At 58.6% G+C, this 21,158-nt stretch carries 27 protein-coding genes, 2 tRNA genes and 3 rRNA genes; 28 read left to right on the top strand and 4 right to left on the bottom strand.

All coding sequences use genetic code 11. The features are described from left to right. Window positions 1–32: 32 nt before the first annotated feature. From GWK36_RS12955 to GWK36_RS12940, 4 genes are all read left to right on the top strand, one after another. A complete protein-coding gene (locus tag GWK36_RS12955) occupies window positions 33–188 on the top strand; it encodes a hypothetical protein (RefSeq protein ID WP_166271690.1) in 156 nt (51 codons plus the stop codon). Beyond that, window positions 181–432, top strand: a complete 252-nt coding sequence (locus GWK36_RS12950) for a transposase (protein ID WP_166271688.1) — start codon at window positions 181–183, stop codon at window positions 430–432. Before GWK36_RS12955 ends, GWK36_RS12950 begins: the two co-directional genes overlap by 8 nt. Before the next feature lie 72 nt (window positions 433–504). Continuing rightward, window positions 505–654, top strand: coding sequence for a hypothetical protein (locus GWK36_RS12945; RefSeq protein WP_166271686.1), 150 nt, complete (start codon window positions 505–507; stop codon window positions 652–654). A 65-nt stretch (window positions 655–719) separates the two neighbouring features. Continuing rightward, entirely contained in the window at window positions 720–926 is a 207-nt protein-coding gene (locus tag GWK36_RS12940) for an ATP-grasp domain-containing protein (RefSeq protein ID WP_246237570.1), read from the top strand. Between the two features lie 124 nt (window positions 927–1,050). Here the strand turns inward: GWK36_RS12940 and GWK36_RS15095 are convergent, their stop codons facing one another. Further along, window positions 1,051–1,275, bottom strand: a complete 225-nt coding sequence (locus tag GWK36_RS15095; RefSeq protein WP_210756782.1) for a hypothetical protein — start codon at window positions 1,273–1,275, stop codon at window positions 1,051–1,053. 149 nt (window positions 1,276–1,424) lie between these two features. Between GWK36_RS15095 and GWK36_RS12930 the strand changes: the two genes are divergently transcribed. The 19 genes from GWK36_RS12930 (at window position 1,425) to GWK36_RS12840 (ending at window position 13,067) form a co-directional block, all read left to right on the top strand. Beyond that, complete coding sequence (locus GWK36_RS12930; RefSeq protein ID WP_166271684.1) at window positions 1,425–2,591, top strand: phosphoribosyltransferase domain-containing protein; 1,167 nt, start codon at window positions 1,425–1,427, stop codon at window positions 2,589–2,591. Further along, window positions 2,572–3,150: a TerD family protein gene (locus GWK36_RS12925; protein WP_166271682.1), complete on the top strand. Its 579-nt coding sequence runs from the start codon at window positions 2,572–2,574 to the stop codon at window positions 3,148–3,150. The genes GWK36_RS12930 and GWK36_RS12925 overlap by 20 nt, the downstream gene beginning before the upstream one ends. Window positions 3,151–3,168: 18 nt before the next feature. Then, entirely contained in the window at window positions 3,169–4,353 is a 1,185-nt protein-coding gene (locus tag GWK36_RS12920; RefSeq protein ID WP_246237569.1) for a TerD family protein, read from the top strand. 82 nt (window positions 4,354–4,435) lie between these two features. Continuing rightward, window positions 4,436–4,600 (top strand): hypothetical protein, encoded by a 165-nt coding sequence (locus GWK36_RS12915; protein WP_166271680.1) that lies wholly within the window; start codon window positions 4,436–4,438, stop codon window positions 4,598–4,600. Continuing rightward, complete coding sequence (locus GWK36_RS12910; RefSeq protein WP_166271678.1) at window positions 4,593–4,754, top strand: hypothetical protein; 162 nt, start codon at window positions 4,593–4,595, stop codon at window positions 4,752–4,754. Before GWK36_RS12915 ends, GWK36_RS12910 begins: the two co-directional genes overlap by 8 nt. Window positions 4,755–4,841: 87 nt before the next feature. Continuing rightward, window positions 4,842–5,294 carry a tellurite resistance TerB family protein gene (locus tag GWK36_RS12905; protein WP_166271676.1) on the top strand — a complete coding sequence of 151 codons (453 nt, stop codon included), beginning with the start codon at window positions 4,842–4,844 and terminating at the stop codon, window positions 5,292–5,294. A gap of 3 nt (window positions 5,295–5,297) precedes the next feature. Beyond that, a complete protein-coding gene (locus tag GWK36_RS12900) occupies window positions 5,298–6,065 on the top strand; it encodes an HAD family hydrolase (RefSeq protein WP_166271674.1) in 768 nt (255 codons plus the stop codon). A 14-nt stretch (window positions 6,066–6,079) separates the two neighbouring features. Beyond that, window positions 6,080–7,186 (top strand): cysteine protease StiP family protein, encoded by a 1,107-nt coding sequence (locus GWK36_RS12895; protein ID WP_166271672.1) that lies wholly within the window; start codon window positions 6,080–6,082, stop codon window positions 7,184–7,186. Beyond that, window positions 7,179–8,072, top strand: coding sequence for an HpcH/HpaI aldolase/citrate lyase family protein (locus GWK36_RS12890; RefSeq protein WP_166271670.1), 894 nt, complete (start codon window positions 7,179–7,181; stop codon window positions 8,070–8,072). Before GWK36_RS12895 ends, GWK36_RS12890 begins: the two co-directional genes overlap by 8 nt. Window positions 8,073–8,326: 254 nt before the next feature. After that, on the top strand, window positions 8,327–8,773 hold the full coding sequence (locus tag GWK36_RS12885) for a hypothetical protein (RefSeq protein WP_166271668.1): 447 nt from the start codon (window positions 8,327–8,329) through the stop codon (window positions 8,771–8,773). A 178-nt stretch (window positions 8,774–8,951) separates the two neighbouring features. Then, window positions 8,952–9,095 (top strand): light-harvesting antenna LH1, beta subunit, encoded by a 144-nt coding sequence (pufB, locus tag GWK36_RS12880; protein ID WP_166271664.1) that lies wholly within the window; start codon window positions 8,952–8,954, stop codon window positions 9,093–9,095. A 14-nt stretch (window positions 9,096–9,109) separates the two neighbouring features. Then, a complete protein-coding gene (gene pufA / locus GWK36_RS12875; protein WP_166271662.1) occupies window positions 9,110–9,322 on the top strand; it encodes a light-harvesting antenna LH1, alpha subunit in 213 nt (70 codons plus the stop codon). Window positions 9,323–9,358: 36 nt separating this feature from the next. After that, window positions 9,359–9,499, top strand: a complete 141-nt coding sequence (gene pufB, locus GWK36_RS12870; protein WP_166271660.1) for a light-harvesting antenna LH1, beta subunit — start codon at window positions 9,359–9,361, stop codon at window positions 9,497–9,499. Between the two features lie 33 nt (window positions 9,500–9,532). Continuing rightward, complete coding sequence (gene pufA, locus GWK36_RS12865; RefSeq protein ID WP_166271666.1) at window positions 9,533–9,694, top strand: light-harvesting antenna LH1, alpha subunit; 162 nt, start codon at window positions 9,533–9,535, stop codon at window positions 9,692–9,694. Between the two features lie 748 nt (window positions 9,695–10,442). Then, window positions 10,443–10,586: a light-harvesting antenna LH1, beta subunit gene (gene pufB, locus GWK36_RS12860; RefSeq protein ID WP_166271664.1), complete on the top strand. Its 144-nt coding sequence runs from the start codon at window positions 10,443–10,445 to the stop codon at window positions 10,584–10,586. Window positions 10,587–10,600: 14 nt separating this feature from the next. Next, window positions 10,601–10,813 carry a light-harvesting antenna LH1, alpha subunit gene (pufA, locus tag GWK36_RS12855; RefSeq protein ID WP_166271662.1) on the top strand — a complete coding sequence of 71 codons (213 nt, stop codon included), beginning with the start codon at window positions 10,601–10,603 and terminating at the stop codon, window positions 10,811–10,813. 36 nt (window positions 10,814–10,849) lie between these two features. Then, entirely contained in the window at window positions 10,850–10,990 is a 141-nt protein-coding gene (pufB, locus tag GWK36_RS12850; protein WP_166271660.1) for a light-harvesting antenna LH1, beta subunit, read from the top strand. 33 nt (window positions 10,991–11,023) lie between these two features. Then, window positions 11,024–11,182 (top strand): light-harvesting antenna LH1, alpha subunit, encoded by a 159-nt coding sequence (gene pufA / locus GWK36_RS12845; RefSeq protein WP_166271658.1) that lies wholly within the window; start codon window positions 11,024–11,026, stop codon window positions 11,180–11,182. Window positions 11,183–11,624: 442 nt separating this feature from the next. Beyond that, the gene (locus tag GWK36_RS12840) at window positions 11,625–13,067 is read left to right on the top strand and encodes a BCD family MFS transporter (protein ID WP_166271656.1); all 1,443 of its coding nucleotides are present in this window, start codon (window positions 11,625–11,627) and stop codon (window positions 13,065–13,067) included. Window positions 13,068–13,100: 33 nt separating this feature from the next. On the opposite strand, the gene GWK36_RS12835 is transcribed toward GWK36_RS12840, so the two are convergent. Next, a complete protein-coding gene (locus GWK36_RS12835) occupies window positions 13,101–13,778 on the bottom strand; it encodes a thiol:disulfide interchange protein DsbA/DsbL (RefSeq protein ID WP_166271654.1) in 678 nt (225 codons plus the stop codon). A 466-nt stretch (window positions 13,779–14,244) separates the two neighbouring features. Here GWK36_RS12835 and GWK36_RS12830 point away from each other — a divergent pair. From GWK36_RS12830 to rrf, 5 genes are all read left to right on the top strand, one after another. Further along, a 16S ribosomal RNA gene (locus GWK36_RS12830) occupies window positions 14,245–15,780 on the top strand. A 90-nt stretch (window positions 15,781–15,870) separates the two neighbouring features. Further along, window positions 15,871–15,947, top strand: a tRNA-Ile gene (locus GWK36_RS12825). A 16-nt stretch (window positions 15,948–15,963) separates the two neighbouring features. Further along, window positions 15,964–16,039 (top strand) — tRNA-Ala (locus GWK36_RS12820). A gap of 127 nt (window positions 16,040–16,166) precedes the next feature. After that, window positions 16,167–19,053 (top strand): 23S ribosomal RNA (locus tag GWK36_RS12815). A 55-nt stretch (window positions 19,054–19,108) separates the two neighbouring features. Next, window positions 19,109–19,225, top strand: a 5S ribosomal RNA gene (rrf, locus tag GWK36_RS12810). Together the 16S, 23S and 5S rRNA genes with 2 tRNA genes alongside form the textbook arrangement of a ribosomal RNA operon. 362 nt (window positions 19,226–19,587) lie before the next feature. On the opposite strand, the gene GWK36_RS12805 is transcribed toward rrf, so the two are convergent. Then, window positions 19,588–20,163: a transposase gene (locus GWK36_RS12805; RefSeq protein WP_166271652.1), complete on the bottom strand. Its 576-nt coding sequence runs from the start codon at window positions 20,161–20,163 to the stop codon at window positions 19,588–19,590. Beyond that, window positions 20,151–21,107, bottom strand: a complete 957-nt coding sequence (locus GWK36_RS12800; protein WP_166271650.1) for a transposase — start codon at window positions 21,105–21,107, stop codon at window positions 20,151–20,153. Before GWK36_RS12800 ends, GWK36_RS12805 begins: the two co-directional genes overlap by 13 nt. Window positions 21,108–21,158: the final 51 nt, after the last annotated feature.

Here is a 21,158-nt window from a genome sequence, read left to right as displayed (position 1 = left end):
GTCCTGATGTCGTGGGCATGGAAAGACGAGACATGAGATTGCTGTCGTTTGCGGCGCGCGAAGAGCGGCGGCGTGGCTGGAGGTATGAAGCGATAGGCGCGCAGAGGGGATTGTTGGGCGCAGGGGTGTTCGACATCTGCAAACGCTATGGGCGCGAAGGGCCCAAGGGCTCAAGGAAAGGTGGGTGAGAAGCGGGCGCTGTTGGCGGGCAAGACGCCCGAGATTCGCGTCACGCACCGTCGCGAAGGCCTGTCGGTGATCTCGACGCTGACCAACCGCGGCAAGGTGCGTCGGAAGGCGTTCGCGGGGGCGATGAACGCCGACATCCTGATCGACTTCATGAAGCGGCTCGTCAAGGACGCCAGGGGCAAGAAGATCTTCCTCATCCTCGACAACCTGCGCGTGCATCACACCAAGTCGGTCAAGGCGTAGCTGGCTGCATGCGCCAATCAAATCGAGGCGTCCTCCCTCCCCCCCTACAGCCCAGCACTGAACCCCAACGAGATGCTCAAGGCCACCATCACCGCGCAGGCGCCCTCCCGCGCCAAGGACGATCTGAAGAAGGCGACCGTCAGCCACCTGCGCCGCCTTCTCAATCCCCCCCAACGCATCATGCGCTACTTCCAGCATCCCAAGCTCCATGATACCGCGTAATACAAGTTCATTGGTTTCGGATCAATAACGTCCAGTTGCGCGCAGGGCGAGGGGGCTTGAGGCTTTTGGAGATCAACCCGCGCTTTTCCGGCGGGATCGGCTATGCCGCTGCCGCTGAGTTGAATCTCCCCTATCTGGCGCTGCGCGGATGGGTCCAGGGTTTCGAGAGCCCAGAGATACCCCAGACCGCCTCACCAGCCAGGGCCTTGGAGGTTGCCTGCTATGAGCGCTATGAGGACGATGCGCTAGGGCATCTCGCGGGCGCCGTGTAGGATAGGGTGGGCAATGCCAGTTACCCGGCGCTCTTATTTCCTACCAATCCCTCGCGCGCTCAGGAGTACTTCATGCAATAGTCCATGCCCGAACATGCCCGCGCGGGCTTGAAGCTTTGGCGCCCTACATCCCCCACACCCCGATGGTTCGCTGGCCGATGCGCTCCGTGCGCTGCCAGAGCTTCTCCTCCCACGGGCGATCGGGGCAGTGGTCGAAGATGAGCTGATCCAAGTGGGTCGCGCGGCTTTGGATGAGCCGCTCGCGCGCCGCCTTGTAGCGCTTCAGGGTCACCGGTAACCGGCAGTTGCGCCGCAGTTCGCGGTCCTCCCAGGTGCATTCATGACCCAAGGTATATGTGGAGCGCTGTGACCAGCGGCCTGCGTGTAGGGCCAGGGGTGTGAGATAATACCGCTACCTCGATGGGTTTATCCTCACCGCAGCAGAGCAGGGTTGGCTTTGCTCTCTAGCCTCAAAACATCTGCAATCGCCCCACTGCCATGACCGAACGGCGTATCGGCCTCCCCACAGGCACCCTATGGGTGCAGGTGCAGCAAGCGGACTTTGCGCTTGAGGCCCTGTGCGGGTTTGCGGCGCGCGCCAATCGGCGCCGGGAATTTTTATTTGTCAGCAAGGTGCTCGGCAAGCATTGGCCGGCGCGTCCTTCGCAGATGCAGGCCATCCACGACCATCTCGCCGCACGGTTGGAGCTTAGATCTGGGCCCTGGCTCTTTATAGGGTTTGCCGAGACCGCAACCGGTCTGGGGCAGGGGGTATTTGAGTCAGTGCTGAGGCGCTACCCACAGGCAGAGGCACTATATGTCCATACCACCCGCTATCGGCTCGCCGGACGGCCCTTGATCGCCTTCGAGGAGACGCATTGTCATGCCCCTGACCAGTGGCTCTATGTCCCACCCGATCCCGAGCAGCGGCAGCGTTTTCTTGCAGCCTGCGCCCTGATTCTGATCGACGATGAGCTGACCACGGGCAATACGGTCTGCAACCTGGTTGCGGCCTATCGGCGGCTCAATCCTCTTCTGGAGCAGGTCCATATAGTAGCGATCACCCAGTTCGGGGGGCCGGACCTTGCGGCGCGTTTGGCCGATCGCCTGAACCTGCCGGTGTACTATAGTGCGGCCTTGACTGGTACCTACAGGTTCGAGCCAGCAGCTGAGTGGCAGATGGAAGAGCCGCCGCCTGCGGTGGGCAAGGCCCAGTGCATACCTGGTCAGATCGCTGAGGACCTCGGGCGCTTTGGCATCGCGCGTCCCTTGGCGCTGCCGGGATCGGATCTCGATGGCCTGGCCGAAGGCCTAGGGTCAGAGGATCGGGTCTTGGTCTTGGGGACGGGCGAGTTTATGCACTTGGCGTTTCTGGTGGGACTCGGCCTGGAACAACGCGGATTGCAGGTGGTTGTTCAATCGACCACCCGTTCGCCGATCCTGTTGGGCGGTGCGATTGGGCGACGCCTGTTTTTTAGGGATAATTACGGCGAGGGGATCGTCAATTATCTGTATAACGTTCACCCTGTGGACTACAGTCGGATCATTGTCTGTCATGAGACGCCGCGCGCTGGCTTAGACGAGCTGCTTCAGGTCCTCGGCCCGCGGCATCGCCTGTATTCTCTCAACCTTAAGGAGCTCAGTCATGTCCATCAGTCTCAGTAAGGGCGGGAATATCAATCTCAGCAAGGAGGACCCCAGCCTCAATAATGTGCTGATTGGGCTGGGTTGGGATGCGCGCTCGACCGATGGCGCACCTTTTGATCTCGATGCCAGCCTGTTCATGGTCAAGGCCGATGGCAAGGTGCCAAGCGATGCCTATTTCATCTTTTATAACCAGATGCGCTCGCCCGAAGGGTCGGTCGAGCATACGGGCGACAACCGTACGGGTGCGGGGGAGGGGGATGATGAGCAGATCCTGGTCACCCTCTCCAAGGTCCCGCCGGAGATCCAGCGTCTGGTCATCGCGGTGACCATCTATGACGCCGAGGCGCGCCGGCAAAACTTCGGACAGGTGAGCAATGCCTTCGTGCGCCTGGTCAATCGCGACAACAATCAGGAGGTCGTGCGCTTCGATCTCTCCGAGGACTATTCCACCGAGACGGCGATGATCTTCGGCGAGATCTATCGGCACGGCGGTGATTGGAAGTTTCGTGCCGTCGGGCAAGGCTATTCTGGAGGCCTGCGCGCCCTGGCCCTGGCGCATGGTGTCAACGTCGGCTGATCAGGTCGAGGCAGGCCGATGATGAACCTCGCGCGCGGTCAACGGATTAAGCTTATCGACCTGATCCCAGGCGGTCAGCGCCTCAACATTGGCGTGAGCATCGAGGCGGCGGGGATGGCGATCGATGTTGCCTGTTTTGGCCTCGATGCCCAGGGCAGGCTTGCCGATGAGTGCTATATGGTCTTTTATAACCAGCCGGCCTCGCCCTGCGGTGGGGTGAGCCTCATAACCCCGGCGGGCGATCAGTCGGGCTTTACGGTGGATCTCACCCGCCTGCCGGCGACGATCGAGCGGCTGACGGTCACTGCAGCGATCGATGGTCCAGGCATCATGGCGCAGATCCGCCAAGGGTATGTCCGTATCCTGGATGGCAGCCGAGAGGCCGCGCGCTTTGCCTTCAGCGGCTCTGACTTTGCCAATGAGCGGGCCCTGGTGCTCGTCGAGATCTATCGCAAGGAGGGTCTGTGGCGGCTTGCCGCGCTCGGTCAGGGGTTCAATGGAGGGCTGGCGGCCTTGATCGAGCATTTCGGCGGGACCGTGGCCCCCGAGCCACAAGCGCCGCCCTCACACCCGCCGTCCTCCCCACCGGTGAATTTACGCAAGATCACCCTGGAGAAACAGGGCCAATCGGTCTCTCTTGAGAAAAAGGGGGCAGGGCATGGCGAGATCCTGGTCAATCTCAGATGGCGTCCAGTGGCGCGCGCCAGACAAGGACTTCTCGGCGGTCTTTTAGGCTCGGGGCGGACCGATCTTGATCTCGGCTGTCTGTTTGAGCTCACCAATGGGATGAAGAGCGCGGTGCAGGCCTTAGGCAATACCTTCGGCGATTATTTCAATCCGCCTTATATCCGGCTCGATGCCGATGACCGCACCGGCACCCGCGCCGAGGGTGAGAACCTGCGGATCAACGGCCAGCATTGGGATGCGATCAAGCGGGTCTTGATCTATGCCTTTATCTATGAGGGGGCACCCAACTGGGCCGAGGCCGATGCCGCGATCACCCTCAGGATCCCTGATCAGCCGGAGGTTGAGGTGAGGCTTGATACACATCGCCATGACCGCCCAATGTGCGCCATCGCCCTGCTCGAGAACGACCGCGGCGCCATCAAGGTCACCAAGCGGGTCGAATATTATCGCGGGCATCTCGATATGGACCGCGCCTATTCCTGGGGGTTGCAATGGGTGCGGGGAAGCAAGGATTGAGCCCGCCGTTTTATTGATAAAAAATACATGCTTTTGAAATTGAGTGAGCTGTCTAATTATAGTGGGCATGGAAAGACGAGACATGAGATTGCTGTCGTTTGCGGCGCGCGAAGAGCGGCGGCGTGGCTGGACGTATGAAGCGATAGGCGCGCAGAGGGGATTGTTGGGCGCAGGGGTGTTCGACATCTGCAAACGCTATGGGCGCGAAGGGGCTCAAGGACAAGCGGGGTGGGTGCAAGGTGGGTGAGAAGCGGGCGCTGTTGGCGGAGCAGGACGCCCAGATACGCAAGCTCATCTGCGCGCAGGCGCCCTCCCGCGCCAAGGGCGATCTGAAGAAGGCGACCGTCAGCCACCTGCGCCGCCTTCTCAATTCCCCCCAACGCGTCATGCGCTACTTCTAGCATCCCAAGCTCCATGATGCCGCGTAATATAAGTTCATTGGTTTCGGATCAATAAAACTCCCATCCACCATCACACCGAGGTCATCTATGGCATTCCAAGACTTTCTCAACAATCTCAAGCAAAAGGCGACCGACCTCAAAAACGAGGTCCTGAAGTTCAAGAGCAAGGATTTCTTGAATGCCGCGGTCAGCGGCTCGGTCCTGATCTCCATCGCTGATGGTCAGGTCTCAGCAGACGAGAAGCAAAAGATGATGCGCTTCATCGAGCACTATGAGGCGCTATCGGTCTTCTCGAGCAAAGAGATCATCGACGCCTTTCAGAACCTCATGACCCAGATCGAGTTCGACAAGGATCTTGGTGAGGCCAAGGCCTATGAGATGATCCGCAAGATCAAGGGCAACGACGAGGCGGCGCGCCTGATCATGCGCCTGGCGATCGCAATCGGTGGGGCCGACGGTCATTTCGACGATAGCGAGAAACGAGTCGCGCGGCGCATCGCCATGGAGCTCAATCTCAATCCGGCCGACTTTGAGCTCTAGGCCATGCAGGTCCTGGTCTTTCTGGACCTCGACGACACCCTGTTTCACAGCCGGGCGAAATGTCCAGAGGACCAGGCGCTCTCTCCTGTGGCCTATCTGCCTGATGGCAGTGCGCATTCATGGATGAGCGCGCGCCAGCAGGCGCTCTGGGGGCTCCTTGAACAAGGCGCCTCGCTGATCCCAACCACGGCGCGCGACCTTGGGGCCTTTAAGCGCGTCGATCTGCCATTTACAAGCTGGCGCATCCTAGATCACGGGGGTGTGATCCTCAATCCCCAGGACCAGCCCGATCCCGATTGGCTTGTCCACAGTGCCGAGGCCGCGGCCAAGACCCTGCCTGGGCTTGCAGCATTGCTTGCACTCACCCAGGACCTCATCGCGCGCAAGGGTCTTGCGGTGCGGGCGCGCATCATCGTCGATTTTGATATCCCCTTCTATCTGGTCGCCAAATATCGCGGCGACCGTACCCAGGACCTCGATCGCCTACAATCGATCTGGTTGGATTGGGTCCAGGGACAAGGGGATGCCTATCGGCTCTATCGCAACGGCAACAATCTGGTCGTACTGCCGCGATGGCTAGGTAAAGAATATGCAGTGCGCGCGCTCATCGCCCGCTTGCGTCCGGCACTGACCCTAGGGATCGGGGATAGCCTAAGCGATGCGGACTTTCTGGCCGAGTGCGACTATGCCGTCCTGCCGCGTGCCTCTCAGCTCTTTGCTGCGGGTCTCGGCGCTCTGCTCAGGGGGCCTAAAGCCATCCCCCAACCCTAGCTTGAGATCGACCGATGACGGCGCCGCTTGTCTCTGCCTCACCCTTTTCGGGCAGCTATCGCCCAGGGGATGTTGAGTTTTTACTCAAGCCCATCGCGGTCGAATGGGTCGATCTCGCGACCAAGGAGCGCCTGATCCAGACGGGGCAGCGTCATTACAGCGAACTGTTAAGCCCTGAATCCCTTCCCTCGCCGCGTTATCTCGAGCTTTTCGAGCAGGCGCTGGCGTTCAATCTCGGGCGCATGGCGCAGGGGGTCTTGGACCTTGCCGCCATCATCACGAACAGGTGCGAGGGACCGATCGTCCTGGTATCTCTGGCGCGCGCCGGCACCCCCATCGGGGTAGCGTTGCGCCATGTGCTGAACGAGCATTTTCAACGACCGGCGGTGCACTATTCAGTCTCGATCATCCGCGACCGTGGGATCGATCGCAACGCCCTGCGCTATCTCCTCGACCGCTATGAGCCGGATCGCTTCGTCTTCATCGATGGCTGGACGGGCAAGGGGGTGATCGCGCGCGAGCTTAGACAGGCGCTTGCTGACTTTGCGTGCGAAACGGGTATCCAATTGAACGATCGGCTCTATACCCTCACCGATCTTGCAGGCGTCGGGGTGGCGCCGAGCGATGAAGACTATCTCATCCCCTCGAGCATCCTTAATACCACCATCTCGGGGCTCATCAGCCGTTCGATCCTCAACGACCAGATCGGCCTGGATGACTTTCATGGCTGCGTCTATTACACCGAGTTTGCCCATGCCGATCGCTCGGTGTGGTTCATCGAACAGCTCCTCGAGGAAGCCCGAGCCCTGATCAGGGGGGGCTATCGGCCCAACGCCCAGCCGATCGACCCCCGGCGTGCGCAGGAGCGCACCCGGTCTTTGCTTGCGACGATAGAGGGGCGTTTCGGCATCCAAGACCTCAATCGGATCAAGCCGGGGATCGGGGAGGCGACGCGCGTCCTATTGCGCCGCTTGCCTGAGCGGGTCATAGTGCGCGACCCCAGTGATCCTGCGGTGGCCCATCTGCTGGCACTAGCAAACGAAAAGGACGTCCCTTGTCAGGTCAATCCCGAGTTACCCTATCGCGCAGTCTCGTTGATCAGGGGGGTAGCCGATGCTTGAGGCCTATCGCTTGGGCGCCTCGCTCTATGTGCCGGTCACCCATCGCGATCTTTTGGCGATCGCCAATGGGGAGCGCTGGCCCAACCTGCGCTCAGTGATCTTTTGCACCGAGGATGCGGTCGCCCCCCAGGCGCTTGCCGCCGGTCTTGAGAACCTGCGCCTGTGTCTGGAGGGTTTGCGTCCCTGCCCGGGTCTGATGCGCTTCGTGCGCGTGCGCACCCCTGAGCTCATCGATTGGCTGTTGCGTCTACCTGGGGTCGAGTACCTGACCGGCTTTGTGCTGCCCAAGTTCGACCTCGGCAACGCCGAGCGTTATCTCAAACGTTTAAACGACTCGGCGCATCTCTATATGCCGACCCTGGAGACGCGGGACGCCTTTGAACCGATGCGGATGATCGCCCTGCGCGATCTTCTTTTGGAGAGGGGGTATCAGGCGCGCATCCTGGCGCTGCGCATTGGCGGCAATGACCTCTTGGCGCTTCTTAGATTGCGCCGACCGCGCGATCGTACCCTGTATCGCACCCCTTTGGGCCAGACCATCTCCCAGTTGGTGACGATCTTTAAGCCCTACGGCTTTGAGCTGACCGCGCCGGTCTTCGAGCATCTGGATCTGCCCGAATTGCTCAAAAAAGAACTCCAGGAAGACCTCGCGCATGGGCTGTGCGGCAAGACAGCCATCCATCCCAGCCAGGTCCCGCTCATCGAGGCGGCATGGCAGGTCGCGTCGGCTGAACTCGAGGTGGCCCGACAGATCCTCTGCGAATCCGAGCGGGCCGTCTTTAAGCTTAGTGGCTCAATGTGCGAGCTGGCCACCCATCGCCCCTGGGCAGAGCAGATCCTGGCCCGGAGTCGCAGCTCTATGCTAGGTCCAGAACTCCTGGACTGAATAGGCCGCCCTGCTGGGTCGATCGGCGATCCGATGACAAGCCCATCGCCAAAACAATAGAATCCGTGCGCATTGTGCGGGATAGAACGGTTAGAGCGGACCGATCTGTTGAAGGCTGTCTTGGGAGCGGAATAAAAGGGCCGCCCTATGCGGCGCGGTCTGGCCACCAGGATCCCTCATCCCGCTTGAGCGTCTTATTGGCCCCTCGAGGGTGAGCTCATTACCTACTTCCATAACTAGTAGAGGAATTGCACGTGAAGTTTGCGGCTAAACGAACCTGGCCGGAAAAGGCCCCAACCTGGGAGCATCAGGCAGAGGCTGAGGATGCTGAGTCCTTTGCCCTTGAGTTCTCCATGCTTGAACAGCTTGCCGTGGATACCGAGTTTGCCGTCATGCAGCGGGAAGGTGGACAAGGTGTGCGCTTCTTTCGGGTTGTTGCAACCGATCCCTACCGTCTACAGCCTACTGCATCCCGTCAGGGGACGCCGGCCGGCTTCTCGGCAGCGACCACCAGCGCCCCTGATGTCAGCGATTCGCTAAGCACCGAGACGTCCAGTGCCGCAGACGCCCCGCCGACCGTCTCTGGTCTCGGGGCAGCAATCTCGACCATTTTTTATATGGGCAAGGTCTTCGTCATCGCGACGGCGATCATCGCGGTCTTGGGCATCATCATCACCTTTATCCGCCGCTCCTTTGAATAAGCATGTCATGTAAAACAGACTTGACATTGGAATCTGTCAAGCTAAGATGACACGCAGGATCTGGTAGGGTCCTACTGTTTTGAGTCCGAGTTGGACAGGGTGAAGCCTCTGGTGGTGTGGAGAAGCTGCTGGGGGTGGAATGGTGCAAATCCTGTAATGCGAGAGTTAGGAGGCCACAATGGCTGATGCGAAGAGTCTGTCAGGTCTGACCGAGCAGCAGGCGAAAGAGTTTCACGAGCAGTTCAAGACGACCTACACGGCGTTTGTTGGGTTGGCGGCGCTGGCCCATCTGCTGGTGATTGCGGCGAATCCGTGGTGGTAAGGGGGGGTTGAGCGATGACGATTGAGTTCATGGGTTACAAGCCCCTTGAGAACGACTGGAAGTTTTGGTTGGTGGTCAATCCGGCGACCTGGTTGATTCCGACCCTGATTGCGGTGGCGGTGACGGCGATCCTGATTCATGTGGTAGCGTTTTCGCTGGAAGGTCAGGGTTGGCACGCCAAGGCTGCTCCGGCGGCGGTTGAGGCGGCTGCTCCGGCGGCGCAGTAAGGCGTTAACAGAAGAGATTGAGTGGAGTCACGAGCAATGGCCGATCAAAGCTTGTCGGGTCTGACCGAGCAGCAGGCGAAAGAGTTTCACGAGCAGTTCAAGACGACCTACACGGCGTTTGTTGGGTTGGCGGCGCTGGCCCATCTGCTGGTGATTGCGGCGCGTCCGTGGTGGTAAGGCTGATTTAATCTCTGGTTGAGGAATTTTACGATGAGCGACGTTGCAAAGCCGAAGAACCCTGAAGACGATTGGAAGATCTGGCTGGTCGTCAACCCCGCCACCTGGCTGATGCCGATCTTCTTTACGGTGTTGCTGATTGCGATCGCCGTCCACTGGGTGGTCTTCGCGGTCGGTCTGGGCTGGCACGCCTGATTGTAAGGGCTCTTGTGCGCCCACTAGCCGAGGCTGGTGGGCGCTGTGCCCAAGGGCACACCTCTAAAGGTGTGCCTTTTATTTTTACGCGTCCCTGGCTACTGAATAAAATCCTCTGCCTTTCCCGGAAGCCCGCATAAGGGCTTGGTTGCAGGAGTTATCAATATCCTGCGCCTACATCTCAACAGGCTCTTGCCTATGTAAGGCAGGGCCCGCTAGATATGGCGGCATCGCTATCGCTACATCGTTGGCACATCGATGTCGCCCATGTCGGTCTGGCTCATACACAAGTTTGCTCGGTAAGCGAAAAGTCGGTGGGCATCAGGGCATCGCCTGTATATCCAAGATGGTTTGCCGCTGCACAGCAGCTTGTATGCCGGATGAAAGCTTACCCTCTATCGACTGCAAGACCCCTCTGCGCCAAGGGATATCCAGCAACCTGTCCGAGATCAAAAGCGCGCAGATCTTGTTTAGACATCCCCATGGAGAGAGCGACCGCTTTGTTGGTCGCGGATGGTGTGCCTAACCCTATCTCTTCCACCACTTCGTCGCCCCAAGAAACCAAACGGGATCACTGCTGTAAAACAGACTTGACATTGGAATCTGTCAAGCTAAGATGACACGCAGGATCTGGTAGGGTCCTACTGTTTTGAGTCCGAGTTGGACAGGGTGAAGCCTCTGGTGGTGTGGAGAAGCTGCTGGGGGTGGAATGGTGCAAATCCTGTAATGCGAGAGTTAGGAGGCCACAATGGCTGATGCGAAGAGTCTGTCAGGTCTGACCGAGCAGCAGGCGAAAGAGTTTCACGAGCAGTTCAAGACGACCTACACGGCGTTTGTTGGGTTGGCGGCGCTGGCCCATCTGCTGGTGATTGCGGCGAATCCGTGGTGGTAAGGGGGGGTTGAGCGATGACGATTGAGTTCATGGGTTACAAGCCCCTTGAGAACGACTGGAAGTTTTGGTTGGTGGTCAATCCGGCGACCTGGTTGATTCCGACCCTGATTGCGGTGGCGGTGACGGCGATCCTGATTCATGTGGTAGCGTTTTCGCTGGAAGGTCAGGGTTGGCACGCCAAGGCTGCTCCGGCGGCGGTTGAGGCGGCTGCTCCGGCGGCGCAGTAAGGCGTTAACAGAAGAGATTGAGTGGAGTCACGAGCAATGGCCGATCAAAGCTTGTCGGGTCTGACCGAGCAGCAGGCGAAAGAGTTTCACGAGCAGTTCAAGACGACCTACACGGCGTTTGTTGGGTTGGCGGCGCTGGCCCATCTGCTGGTGATTGCGGCGCGTCCGTGGTGGTAAGGCTGATTTAATCTCTGGTTGAGGAATTTTACGATGAGCGACGTTGCAAAGCCGAAGAACCCTGAAGACGATTGGAAGATCTGGCTGGTCGTCAACCCCGCCACCTGGCTGATGCCGATTTTCTATGCCCTGCTGGTCCTGGCGATCGCCGTCCACTGGGTGGTCTTCTCTGTCGGTCTGGGCTGGAAGTAAGGCTTGCTCTTAGGGCTCCATGCCTCTGGCAGAGGGCCCAAGCGCGCTGAAACCGCCGGTTTTATACAGCGGATGGATGCCCTTAGGGGTCATCGATCCGCTGTTTAGTTTTTTGAGGATCGTAAACGATCGTTCAACCATAGGATGCGATGGCTGGCATATCCCTTACATTTGGCTTACACAATAGTGAGTTTGCAATGGTCTTAACCGATGTAGGTTAATCTCATGGCAAAGAGATGCAGTTTATGGTGAACGACGGGTTCGCTTGCTAGTCGCTGGCCTTGCCCTTGACTCTTAATGAAGAGGCTACCTGTGTGGCTGAGCCTGTCGCCAAGCCTTCCACTTTGGGCGCCTGCTGCGTACCATTCCGCTGCTCTTCTGTGAAGGATAAGGTCCCTTTCCTTCCTCTATCCCTTGTATCCATCCCGGAGACGAAAGTGGCATGACTGAACCCCTTGATCCAAGGTTGCTTGCCTGGCGTCAGCTCATTCGTCGGTTGCTACCCTTTGCCGATGTGGCAACATCTGAGGTGCCGATGTCGCGCCTCCTGCGCCTATCGCTCTTTCAGGTCTCGATTGCTATCGCCATGGTTTTGCTGACTGGGACGCTCAACCGTGTGATGGTCGTCGAACTCAAAGTCCCAGCCTGGCTCGTGGCCACCATGTTGGCGCTCCCCTTAGTCTTTGCCCCTTTGCGCGCCCTCATCGGTCATCGCTCCGACTATCATCACTCGGCATTTGGCTTGCGCCGCATCCCCTATATCTGGCTTGGGAGCATGCTCCAATTTGGCGGCTTTGCCATCATGCCCTTCGCCCTATTACTCCTCTCTGATACCTCAAATATCTTCAATTTCTTGGGCACCTTGGGCGCTGGCCTGGCCTTTTTGCTTGTAGGCGCCGGTTTGCATACCACGCAAACCGCAGGTTTGGCCTTGGCGACCGATATTGCGCCTCCCGACAAGCGTTCGCGAGTCGTTGCCTTGCTTTACGTAACCTTGTTGGTCGGGATGGTCTTGAGTTCTTTGCTGTTTGGCCGTCTCTTGACCCATTTTTCGCCGCAGCTACTGATCCAGCTTATCCAGGGTGCTGCCGTCGCTACGATCGTTCTTAATCTGATCGCGCTTTGGAAGCAAGAGGCTATTAATCCAGCGCGGGCGGCCAACCCAGTCGAACTCCCTCACTTCTGGGATGCATGGCGCGAATTTGCTGCTGGCGGGAAACCGAGCCTCCTGTTGATCGTCGTTGCGCTGGGGACGGCCGGATTCACCATGCAAGATGTCTTGCTCGAACCCTATGGCGGCCAGGTCTTGCGGATGAGCGTTTCCCAAACCACAGCCTTGACTGCTTTATGGGCGAGCGGTGCTCTTTTATCCTACGTATTGGCAAGTTATTGGCTCGGACACGGGGGGAATGCATACCGGCTTACAGCCGTTGGCATATTCTGCGGGATCTTGGCCTTTTCGATTGTCATCGCTGCTGCCAGTCTTGGCTCGGTCATGCTGTTTTGCTCTGGGACGGCATTGATTGGATTGGGCGGCGGCCTACTGGCAGTGGGGACCCTGACCGCCGCCATGGATTTGGCAAGCGCTGATGACAGCGGTCTGCATAGCGGCCTCGCGCTCGGTGCCTGGGGCGCAGTACAGGCAACCGCCAACGGGATCGCGACAGCTATGGGTGGCACATTGCGCGACATCGTGTCCGGCTTTGCCAAGACAGGCGCCTTTGGGCCTGACATGACCGGCCCCGCTACTGGCTATATCGCAGTCTATGGATTTGAAATCCTTTTGTTAACCGGCGCCCTGCTGGTGATCATTCCCTTGGCGCTCAGGGATCGGGGCCGTACAGCACGCAGCTCTACCAAGATCGGTCTTGAACATATGCCTTGACTGGGCCTTGCCTATTTTGCCCATCTATCGCGATCAGAGATTGCCCCCAAATGACCCGCCCTGTGCACTGCCCTCTACTCGGGCTCGCGCGATCAGTTGCTCGGCAATCCCGAGCAATTCAGGCAGGGTGCGTGCTCGGCCTGCAAGGACGGCATAGCGCCCTGCAACCGTGATCGTGGGGACTGCATCGATCTGATAGCGCTCCGCCAGATAGTCACTGCGCTTAACCTTGGTGTGGACATCAAAGGATGCGAAGGCGTTTTTGAATGCTGCCTGGTCGATCCCACGTGCACTGAGCCATTCCATCAGTGTCGGTTCTTGATAGAGCTTTAACCGTTGATCATGGATCGCGGTGAAGATCTCTTGATCGAGCTGCTCAAGGGCGCCCAAACCTTGTAGGGTGTAAAATAGCCGAGCCAAGGTTGCCCATGCTTGGCGCCCGAAGGTCACGGGGACGCGCTGCAACACAACATCCTCTGGCAGATGAGTCGCCCATTGTTTGAGCAAGGGATTGAGCGCTCCGCAATGGGGGCAACCATAAGAAAAAAACTCCAGGACCTCGATCTTGTCAGGGGTATCGGTCGGTTGCGGCGGAATGATAGCGCGCCAGTCTTCGCCCTCTTTCAGCTCAACCTGCGCCAAAGAGGGTAGGCAGACAATGGCAAGGCCACCTAGAACGCACCGGTGAAAGTGTCTGCGTGTCAAGGGCATGTCAAGGTGCTCCGCAATGCTCTTAAGGTATGCACGACTCTGTCATCGCCAGCCGTGAGGCAGTGCGGTGTTCCCTGCCATCATAAGGAGATGGCTGCATGTCGCTCGCCAGCACGAACTTCGCGAGATGCAGAGTTTCTATACAATCGTCGGATATCATATGACTTGCAAGATGGGTCCTTAACATCTCCAGGGGTACGGCCCATCCTCCTTTTTTGGTTTTGAAAAAAGTCAGGTTGTCCTCTTGACATATTTTTTTGGGTAGCTAGAATGCGCGTTCTCTGCGGTGCTGCTGAGGTTTTTTAGGGCTGAGGTGGTGCGGTGGGGTGTTGGAGATCTTTAAGAAGTTGGGGTGAGATGCTTGGTGTGGGGGTTGGTCGTGTTGATGCTGGCCTGCTATGACTGCTGTGCTGAGTAGGTGCGGTGGTGATGGTGGGGAGAGGTATTGACTGTGAAGGTGAGAGTTGAAAAGAAGAGTTTGATCCTGGCTCAGATTGAACGCTGGCGGCACGCTTAACACATGCAAGTCGGACGGCAGCACGGGGGAGTGATGAGCTCTCTGGGTGGCGAGTGGCGGACGGGTGAGTAATGCATGGGAATCTGCCTAGCAGTGGGGGACAACCTGGGGAAACTTGGGCTAATACCGCATGGACCCTGAGGGGGAAAGGGCGCTGAGAGGCGTCTGCTGCTAGATGAGCCCATGTCCGATTAGCTAGTTGGTGGGGTAAAAGCCTACCAAGGCGACGATCGGTAGCTGGTCTGAGAGGATGATCAGCCACACTGGGACTGAGACACGGCCCAGACTCCTACGGGAGGCAGCAGTGGGGAATCTTGGACAATGGGCGCAAGCCTGATCCAGCGATGCCGCGTGGGTGAAGACGGCCTGCGGGTTGTAAAGCCCTTTCGGTGGGGAAGAAGCCTGGGGGTGACCTTAGGTTGACGTTACCCACAGAAGAAGCACCGGCTAACTCCGTGCCAGCAGCCGCGGTAATACGGAGGGTGCGAGCGTTAATCGGACTTACTGGGCGTAAAGGGCGCGTAGGCGGTTGATCAAGTCAGCTGTGAAAGCCCTGGGCTTAACCTGGGAACGGCAGTTGAGACTGGTGAACTAGAGTCGCGGAGAGGGGGGTGGAATTCCCGGTGTAGCGGTGAAATGCGTAGAGATCGGGAGGAACACCGGTGGCGAAGGCGGCCCCCTGGCTGCAGACTGACGCTGAGGCGCGAAAGCGTGGGGAGCAAACAGGATTAGATACCCTGGTAGTCCACGCTGTAAACGATGTCGACTAGCCGTACGCTTCTGTATAGGGGTGTGTGGTGCAGCTAACGCGGTAAGTCGACCGCCTGGGGAGTACGGCCGCAAGGTTAAAACTCAAAGGAATTGACGGGGGCCCGCACAAGCGGTGGAGCATGTGGTTTAATTCGATGCAACGCGAAGAACCTTACCAGCCCTTGACATCCTACGAATCCTGCCGAGAGGTGGGGGTGCCTTTGGGAGCGTAGAGACAGGTGCTGCATGGCTGTCGTCAGCTCGTGTCGTGAGATGTTGGGTTAAGTCCCGTAACGAGCGCAACCCTTGTCCCTCGTTGCCAGCGGGTCAAGCCGGGGACTCGAGGGAGACTGCCGGTGTGAAACCGGAGGAAGGTGGGGATGACGTCAAGTCATCATGGCCCTTATGGGCTGGGCTACACACGTGCTACAATGGGGGGTACAGAGGGTTGCGAAGCGGCGACGCGGAGCCAATCCCAAAAAACTCCTCGTAGTCCGGATTGCAGTCTGCAACTCGACTGCATGAAGTCGGAATCGCTAGTAATCGCGGATCAGCATGCCGCGGTGAATCCGTTCCCGGGCCTTGTACACACCGCCCGTCACACCATGGGAGTTGGCTGCACCAGAAGGCGGTGGCTGAACCGGAAGGGGGGTGCCGACCACGGTGTGGTCAATGACTGGGGTGAAGTCGTAACAAGGTAGCCGTAGGGGAACCTGCGGCTGGATCACCTCCTTACATATGATTGGGAAGGCAATGCCTTGAGTCAGGGGAGACACGGCGAGCCTCCACAGCAAGCATCATGCCCTGTTATGTGCGGTGGGGCGCGGGTCTGTAGCTCAGGTGGTCAGAGCGCACCCCTGATAAGGGTGAGGTCGCTGGTTCAAATCCAGCCAGACCCACCATTGGGGAGGCGGACACGGGGCCATAGCTCAGTTGGGAGAGCGCCTGCTTTGCACGCAGGAGGTCGGGAGTTCGAGGCTCCCTGGCTCCACCAGCGTGGTGTGGAAGGTTAGAGAGGAAGCGCGGTAGAGCGTTTTCTGGAGAGAGTTCTTTGACAAGGTGGTGAAGGTGTGTGTGTGAAGTTGTATGCGCGAGGCATGCAGCTGTGCTTGGGGTTATATGGTCAAGCGAAGTAAGCGCACACGGTGGATGCCTAGGCGGTTGGAGGCGATGAAGGACGTGGCAGCCTGCGCAAAGCCTCGGGGAGCTGGCAAGCGAGCAATGATCCGGGGATTTCCGAATGGGGCAACCCGCCTGGTGAAAGCCAGGCATCTTGATCTGAATCCATAGGGTCGAGAGGCGAACCTGGGGAACTGAAACATCTCAGTACCTAGAGGAACAGACATCAACCGAGATTCCCTGAGTAGTGGCGAGCGAAAGGGGACGAGCCCAAGAAGCGACGGTAGGGTTAGGGGAAGCGTCTGGAAAGGCGCGCCAGAGATGGTGACAGCCCAGTACCTGAAAACGCTGCTGTTGTGAACACGAGTAAGGCGGGACACGTGTAATCCTGTCTGAAAACGGGGGGACCATCCTCCAAGGCTCAATACTCCCAACCGACCGATAGTGGACCAGTACCGTGAGGGAAAGGCGAAAAGAACCCCGGTGAGGGGAGTGAAATAGAACCTGAAACCGTGTGCGTACAAGCAGTCGGAGCCCCTGCGGGGGTGACGGCGTACCTTTTGTATAATGGGTCAGCGAGTTACTGCTCAGTGGCAAGCTTAACCGAGTAGGGGAGGCGTAGCGAAAGCGAGTCTGAAGAGGGCGTTGAGTCGCTGGGCGTAGACCCGAAACCGGGCGATCTACCCATGGCCAGGGTGAAAGTCGGGTAACGCCGACTGGAGGCCCGAACCGGGAGCTGTTGAAAAAGCTTCGGATGAGCTGTGGGTTGGAGTGAAAGGCTAAGCAAGCTCGGAGATAGCTGGTTCTCCCCGAAAGCTATTGAGGTAGCGCCTCGTGTGATCACTCTGTGGGGTAGAGCACTGTTTCGGCTCGGGGGCCATCCCGGCTTACCAACCCGAGGCAAACTCCGAATACGCAGAAGTGCAACACGGGAGACAGACGGCGGGTGCTAACATCCGTCGTCGAGAGGGCAACAACCCAGACCGCCAGCTAAGGTCCCCAAATGAGGTCTCAGTGGGAAACGATGTCGGAAGGCCCAGACAGCCAGGAGGTTGGCTTAGAAGCAGCCACCCTTTAAAGAAAGCGTAATAGCTCACTGGTCGAGTCGGTCGGCGCGGAAGATGTAACGGGGCTATGAAGATCTCTACCGAAGCTGCGGCTGCTGTAGAGCAGGGTAGGGGAGCGTTCCGTAAGCCGGTGAAGGTGGATCGTAAGGTCTGCTGGAGGTATCGGAAGTGCGAATGCTGACATGAGTAACGACTATCGGGGTGAAAGACCCCGACGCCGCAAACCCAAGGGTTCCTGCGCAACGGTCATCGGCGCAGGGTGAGTCGGACCCTAAGGCGAGGCCGAGAGGCGTAGTCGATGGGAAGCCGGTTAAGATTCCGGCACCGCTGTTCACTGCGATGGGGGGACGAAGACGGCTAACGCAGCCAGGTGTTGGTTGTCCTGGTTTAAGCGCTTAGGTAGATCCCTTAGGCAAATCCGGGGGATTAATACTGAGACGTGATGCCGAGCCAAATGGCGAAGTGCGTGATGCCCTGCTTCCGAGAAAAGCCTCTAAGCTTCAGGTGGGCAGTGCCCGTACCCGAAACCGACACAGGTGGGTGGGGAGAGTATCCCAAGGCGCATGAGAGAACTCGGGTGAAGGAACTAGGCAAAATGGCACCGTAACTTCGGGAGAAGGTGCGCCCCTAGTAGGTAAAGCCCCCTGCGGGTGGAGCTGAGGGGGGCCGCAGTGACCAGGCCGCTGCGACTGTTTATTAAAAACACAGCACTCTGCCAACGCGTAAGCGGACGTATAGGGTGTGACGCCTGCCCGGTGCCGGAAGGTTAAGTGATGGGGTCAGCCGCAAGGCGAAGCTCTTGAGCGAAGCCCCGGTAAACGGCGGCCGTAACTATAACGGTCCTAAGGTAGCGAAATTCCTTGTCGGGTAAGTTCCGACCTGCACGAATGGCGTAACGATGGCGGCACTGTCTCCACCCGAGACTCAGTGAAATTGAACTCGCTGTGAAGATGCAGTGTACCCGCGGCTAGACGGAAAGACCCCGTGAACCTTGACTATAGCTTTGCACTGAACGTTGAAGCAGCTTGTGTAGGATAGGTGGGAGGCGATGAAGCGGCGACGCCAGTTGCCGTGGAGCCGACCTTGAAATACCACCCTGGCTGGTTCGCCGTTCTAACCTCGCCCCGTGATCCGGGGCAGGGACCGTGCATGGTGGGTAGTTTGACTGGGGCGGTCTCCTCCCAAAAGGTAACGGAGGAGCACGAAGGTACCCTCAGGTGGGTCGGACATCCACCGTTAGAGTGCAAAGGCACAAGGGTGCTTAACTGCGAGACAGACAAGTCGAGCAGGTGCGAAAGCAGGTCTTAGTGATCCGGTGGTTCCTAATGGACGGGCCATCGCGCAACGGATAAAAGGTACTCCGGGGATAACAGGCTGATACCGCCCAAGAGTTCATATCGACGGCGGTGTTTGGCACCTCGATGTCGGCTCATCACATCCTGGGGCTGTAGTCGGTCCCAAGGGTATGGCTGTTCGCCATTTAAAGTGGTACGCGAGCTGGGTTTAGAACGTCGTGAGACAGTTCGGTCCCTATCTGCCGTGGGCGTTGGAGACTTGCGGGACGCTGCGCCTAGTACGAGAGGACCGGCGTGGACGCACCCCTGGTGTTCCGGTTGTCACGCCAGTGGCATCGCCGGGTAGCTATGTGCGGACGGGATAACCGCTGACAGCATCTAAGCGGGAAGCCCCCCCCAAGATTAGGTCTCCCGGGCTCATTAAGCCCCTCAAGGTCCGTCGTAGACCACGACGTCAATAGGCGGGATGTAGAAGTGCGGCAACGCATGCAGCTAACCCGTCCTAATCAACCGTGCGGCTTGACCATATAACACCCAAGCACAGCTACCCACACACCCCACATACCACCCCACCAGTTACCCCCTGGCGGCTATAGAGACGTGGCCCCACCTGATCCCATACCGAACTCAGACGTGAAACACGCCCTCGCCTATCCTAGTCTGGCCCCAAAGCCAGGCCAACCTCGGTCACCGCCAGGGACCCCTCCACAAAAACCCCTTCCCTCAGCTAGAAGGGGTTTTTGCTTTCCTAACCCCTACAACCACTCCTTCCAGTTGTGTGTGTCAAGTTGTGCAAATATGCAGATCAGGTAATTGGTTGATCTCCGTTGCGCTGTCGGTGCCGCGTAGGGCGGAGGCCGAAGCGGTGCCGACAGCGCGCAGCCGCGTCAGGCGGCCAGTCGCAATGCCTCCTTTTTCTGCTCCGCGAGCAGCATCATGTTCAGGTAACGAAACTGTCGAAAAACCGTTTTTCGCGGAGCGAAACCTGCCTGGGGCGGCTGGCGCGGCGGGGTGAGGGGGCATGCCAGGCGGTTGGGGCAGGGCTTTGCTCTCGTTCTCGGCTAATTCAACGTCCCAAACACGCAGATTTTACCAATATTGTGCACCAGTGCGTACAATCTCCATTGTACATCCACTTTGGCTTTCGAGCGCAGCGTGAATCGGTTCATGTGTTTGTGAACGCAAATGTTCGCAAAGACCGGCTCGACCATCGCTAACCGGCGGGCGTAAATCTTTTTGCCCTGTGGACTGTCAATTTTGGCTTTCATCTCGTCGAGCAGATTGGGCGGCTGCGTGGTCGGAACGGAGAGATAGCGGCGGGAAGCGGAGGGCTTGCTCAGGCAGCGTTCGCGCAGCGGACAGGCGGCGCAGTCCTGGGGGCGGGCGTGGTAGACGTCGTAGATGCGATAGCGGTTGCGCTGGCTGCGGGCGTGCAGGGTGAGTTCCCTGCCCTGGGGACAGAGATACCGTTGTCGGTCGGGGTCGAACATGAAATCCGTCAGCGAGAAGGGCGCTTCCTTCTGCCGTCCACCCTTGAAACGGTCTCGATCGGCGAAGCGCTCATCCCGTTTGCGGAACTGGATGTCGGGGATGTAGGCGTCCACTCCTTCAGTCTGGCAGAACGTCAGGCTTTCCACACTAACGTCAGGCTTTCCACACTATGATAGTTGCTGTCTGCGGTCAGGGTCTTGCCCTGAAAGAAGGTCTCGTCCTTGCCAATCGCCTTGAGATTCTTTTTCGCACCCGTCAACATTGGCTCGAGGTTGTCATGGTCCTGGGTGGCGAAGGCTTCGGCGGCGAGGATGATTTGATGTTTGGAATCAACCAGCGCCTGGGCGTTGTAGCCCTGCACGACGCCGTGGGCGGTGGGCATCTTGACCGATTCGTTGTCCACCGCGTTGCTCTGGATTTCTTTGCCGTCGCTGCCGGTCTTGGGCTGTTCGCTCTGCAGGAACTGCTCCAACCGTTCGACTGCCCGCTGCAGGCGTCTCTCGCGCTGCTGCTGGCGTTCCAACTCGACCTCGGGCTGGGCGTCGGCCTGCCGATGCTCTGCCATCGCCTGCTGCAGTTTCTCCTGCAACTTATCGCGCTTGCGCTTGAGTTCGTCGAAGGTGCCGCTCCACTCTTTGGAGACGTTGGCGGAGAGTTTGACCCCGTCCAGGCTGAAGTGCGAGCCGCCGAGCAGGTTCATCTCTTCGCACACCAGCAGGACGTCGCAGAAGAGGCTCTCGATTTCTGCCTGCATGGTTGAGACGAAGTTGGCGATGGTGCTGTGGTCGGGGGAATACCCGCAGGCGAGCGCGATGAAGGTGACGTTTTCGACGCAGGCGCGCTCGATTTGTCGGGAACTGAGCAAGCCGCGGGCGTAAGCCAGCAAAATGACTTTGAGCAGGATTTTGGGATGAATGGCGGTTGCGCCTGTTTCGTCGTTGTTGTAGCGCTGGTCGAAGACCGAAAGGTCCATGTGCTTTTCGACCACTTCGTGGATGGTGTGCTCCAGGCTGCCGGGGAGGATCTGGTTTTCGAGGGAGATGGGCAGCATGGTCATTTGGGCGTAGTTGCAGGGTTTGAATTTTGGCATGGGGTCACTTCTGCCAGAGTACCCCCCAATCGTTTAAGGTGGATTCGCCCC

Source organism: Caldichromatium japonicum (assembly GCF_011290485.1).
Lineage (GTDB): Bacteria > Pseudomonadota > Gammaproteobacteria > Chromatiales > Chromatiaceae > Thermochromatium > Thermochromatium japonicum.
The sequence above is the reverse complement of the archived record's forward strand: the minus strand, read 5'-3'. Positions and strand labels throughout refer to the sequence as shown.

Coding starts and splice junctions, on each gene's coding strand:
- GWK36_RS12920 (WP_246237569.1), top strand. CDS start 3,169: ATGATGAACCTCGCGCGCGGTCAACGGATTAAGCTTATCGACCTGATC.
- GWK36_RS12925 (WP_166271682.1), top strand. CDS start 2,572: ATGTCCATCAGTCTCAGTAAGGGCGGGAATATCAATCTCAGCAAGGAG.
- pufB (WP_166271664.1), top strand. CDS start 8,952: ATGGCTGATGCGAAGAGTCTGTCAGGTCTGACCGAGCAGCAGGCGAAA.
- GWK36_RS12905 (WP_166271676.1), top strand. CDS start 4,842: ATGGCATTCCAAGACTTTCTCAACAATCTCAAGCAAAAGGCGACCGAC.
- GWK36_RS12890 (WP_166271670.1), top strand. CDS start 7,179: ATGCTTGAGGCCTATCGCTTGGGCGCCTCGCTCTATGTGCCGGTCACC.
- pufA (WP_166271666.1), top strand. CDS start 9,533: ATGAGCGACGTTGCAAAGCCGAAGAACCCTGAAGACGATTGGAAGATC.
- pufA (WP_166271662.1), top strand. CDS start 10,601: ATGACGATTGAGTTCATGGGTTACAAGCCCCTTGAGAACGACTGGAAG.
- pufB (WP_166271664.1), top strand. CDS start 10,443: ATGGCTGATGCGAAGAGTCTGTCAGGTCTGACCGAGCAGCAGGCGAAA.
- GWK36_RS12955 (WP_166271690.1), top strand. CDS start 33: ATGAGATTGCTGTCGTTTGCGGCGCGCGAAGAGCGGCGGCGTGGCTGG.
- GWK36_RS12895 (WP_166271672.1), top strand. CDS start 6,080: ATGACGGCGCCGCTTGTCTCTGCCTCACCCTTTTCGGGCAGCTATCGC.
- GWK36_RS12930 (WP_166271684.1), top strand. CDS start 1,425: ATGACCGAACGGCGTATCGGCCTCCCCACAGGCACCCTATGGGTGCAG.
- GWK36_RS12835 (WP_166271654.1), bottom strand. CDS start 13,778: ATGCCCTTGACACGCAGACACTTTCACCGGTGCGTTCTAGGTGGCCTT.
- GWK36_RS12800 (WP_166271650.1), bottom strand. CDS start 21,107: ATGCCAAAATTCAAACCCTGCAACTACGCCCAAATGACCATGCTGCCC.
- GWK36_RS12840 (WP_166271656.1), top strand. CDS start 11,625: ATGACTGAACCCCTTGATCCAAGGTTGCTTGCCTGGCGTCAGCTCATT.
- pufA (WP_166271658.1), top strand. CDS start 11,024: ATGAGCGACGTTGCAAAGCCGAAGAACCCTGAAGACGATTGGAAGATC.
- pufB (WP_166271660.1), top strand. CDS start 10,850: ATGGCCGATCAAAGCTTGTCGGGTCTGACCGAGCAGCAGGCGAAAGAG.
- GWK36_RS12900 (WP_166271674.1), top strand. CDS start 5,298: ATGCAGGTCCTGGTCTTTCTGGACCTCGACGACACCCTGTTTCACAGC.
- GWK36_RS12945 (WP_166271686.1), top strand. CDS start 505: ATGCTCAAGGCCACCATCACCGCGCAGGCGCCCTCCCGCGCCAAGGAC.
- GWK36_RS12915 (WP_166271680.1), top strand. CDS start 4,436: ATGAGATTGCTGTCGTTTGCGGCGCGCGAAGAGCGGCGGCGTGGCTGG.
- pufB (WP_166271660.1), top strand. CDS start 9,359: ATGGCCGATCAAAGCTTGTCGGGTCTGACCGAGCAGCAGGCGAAAGAG.
- pufA (WP_166271662.1), top strand. CDS start 9,110: ATGACGATTGAGTTCATGGGTTACAAGCCCCTTGAGAACGACTGGAAG.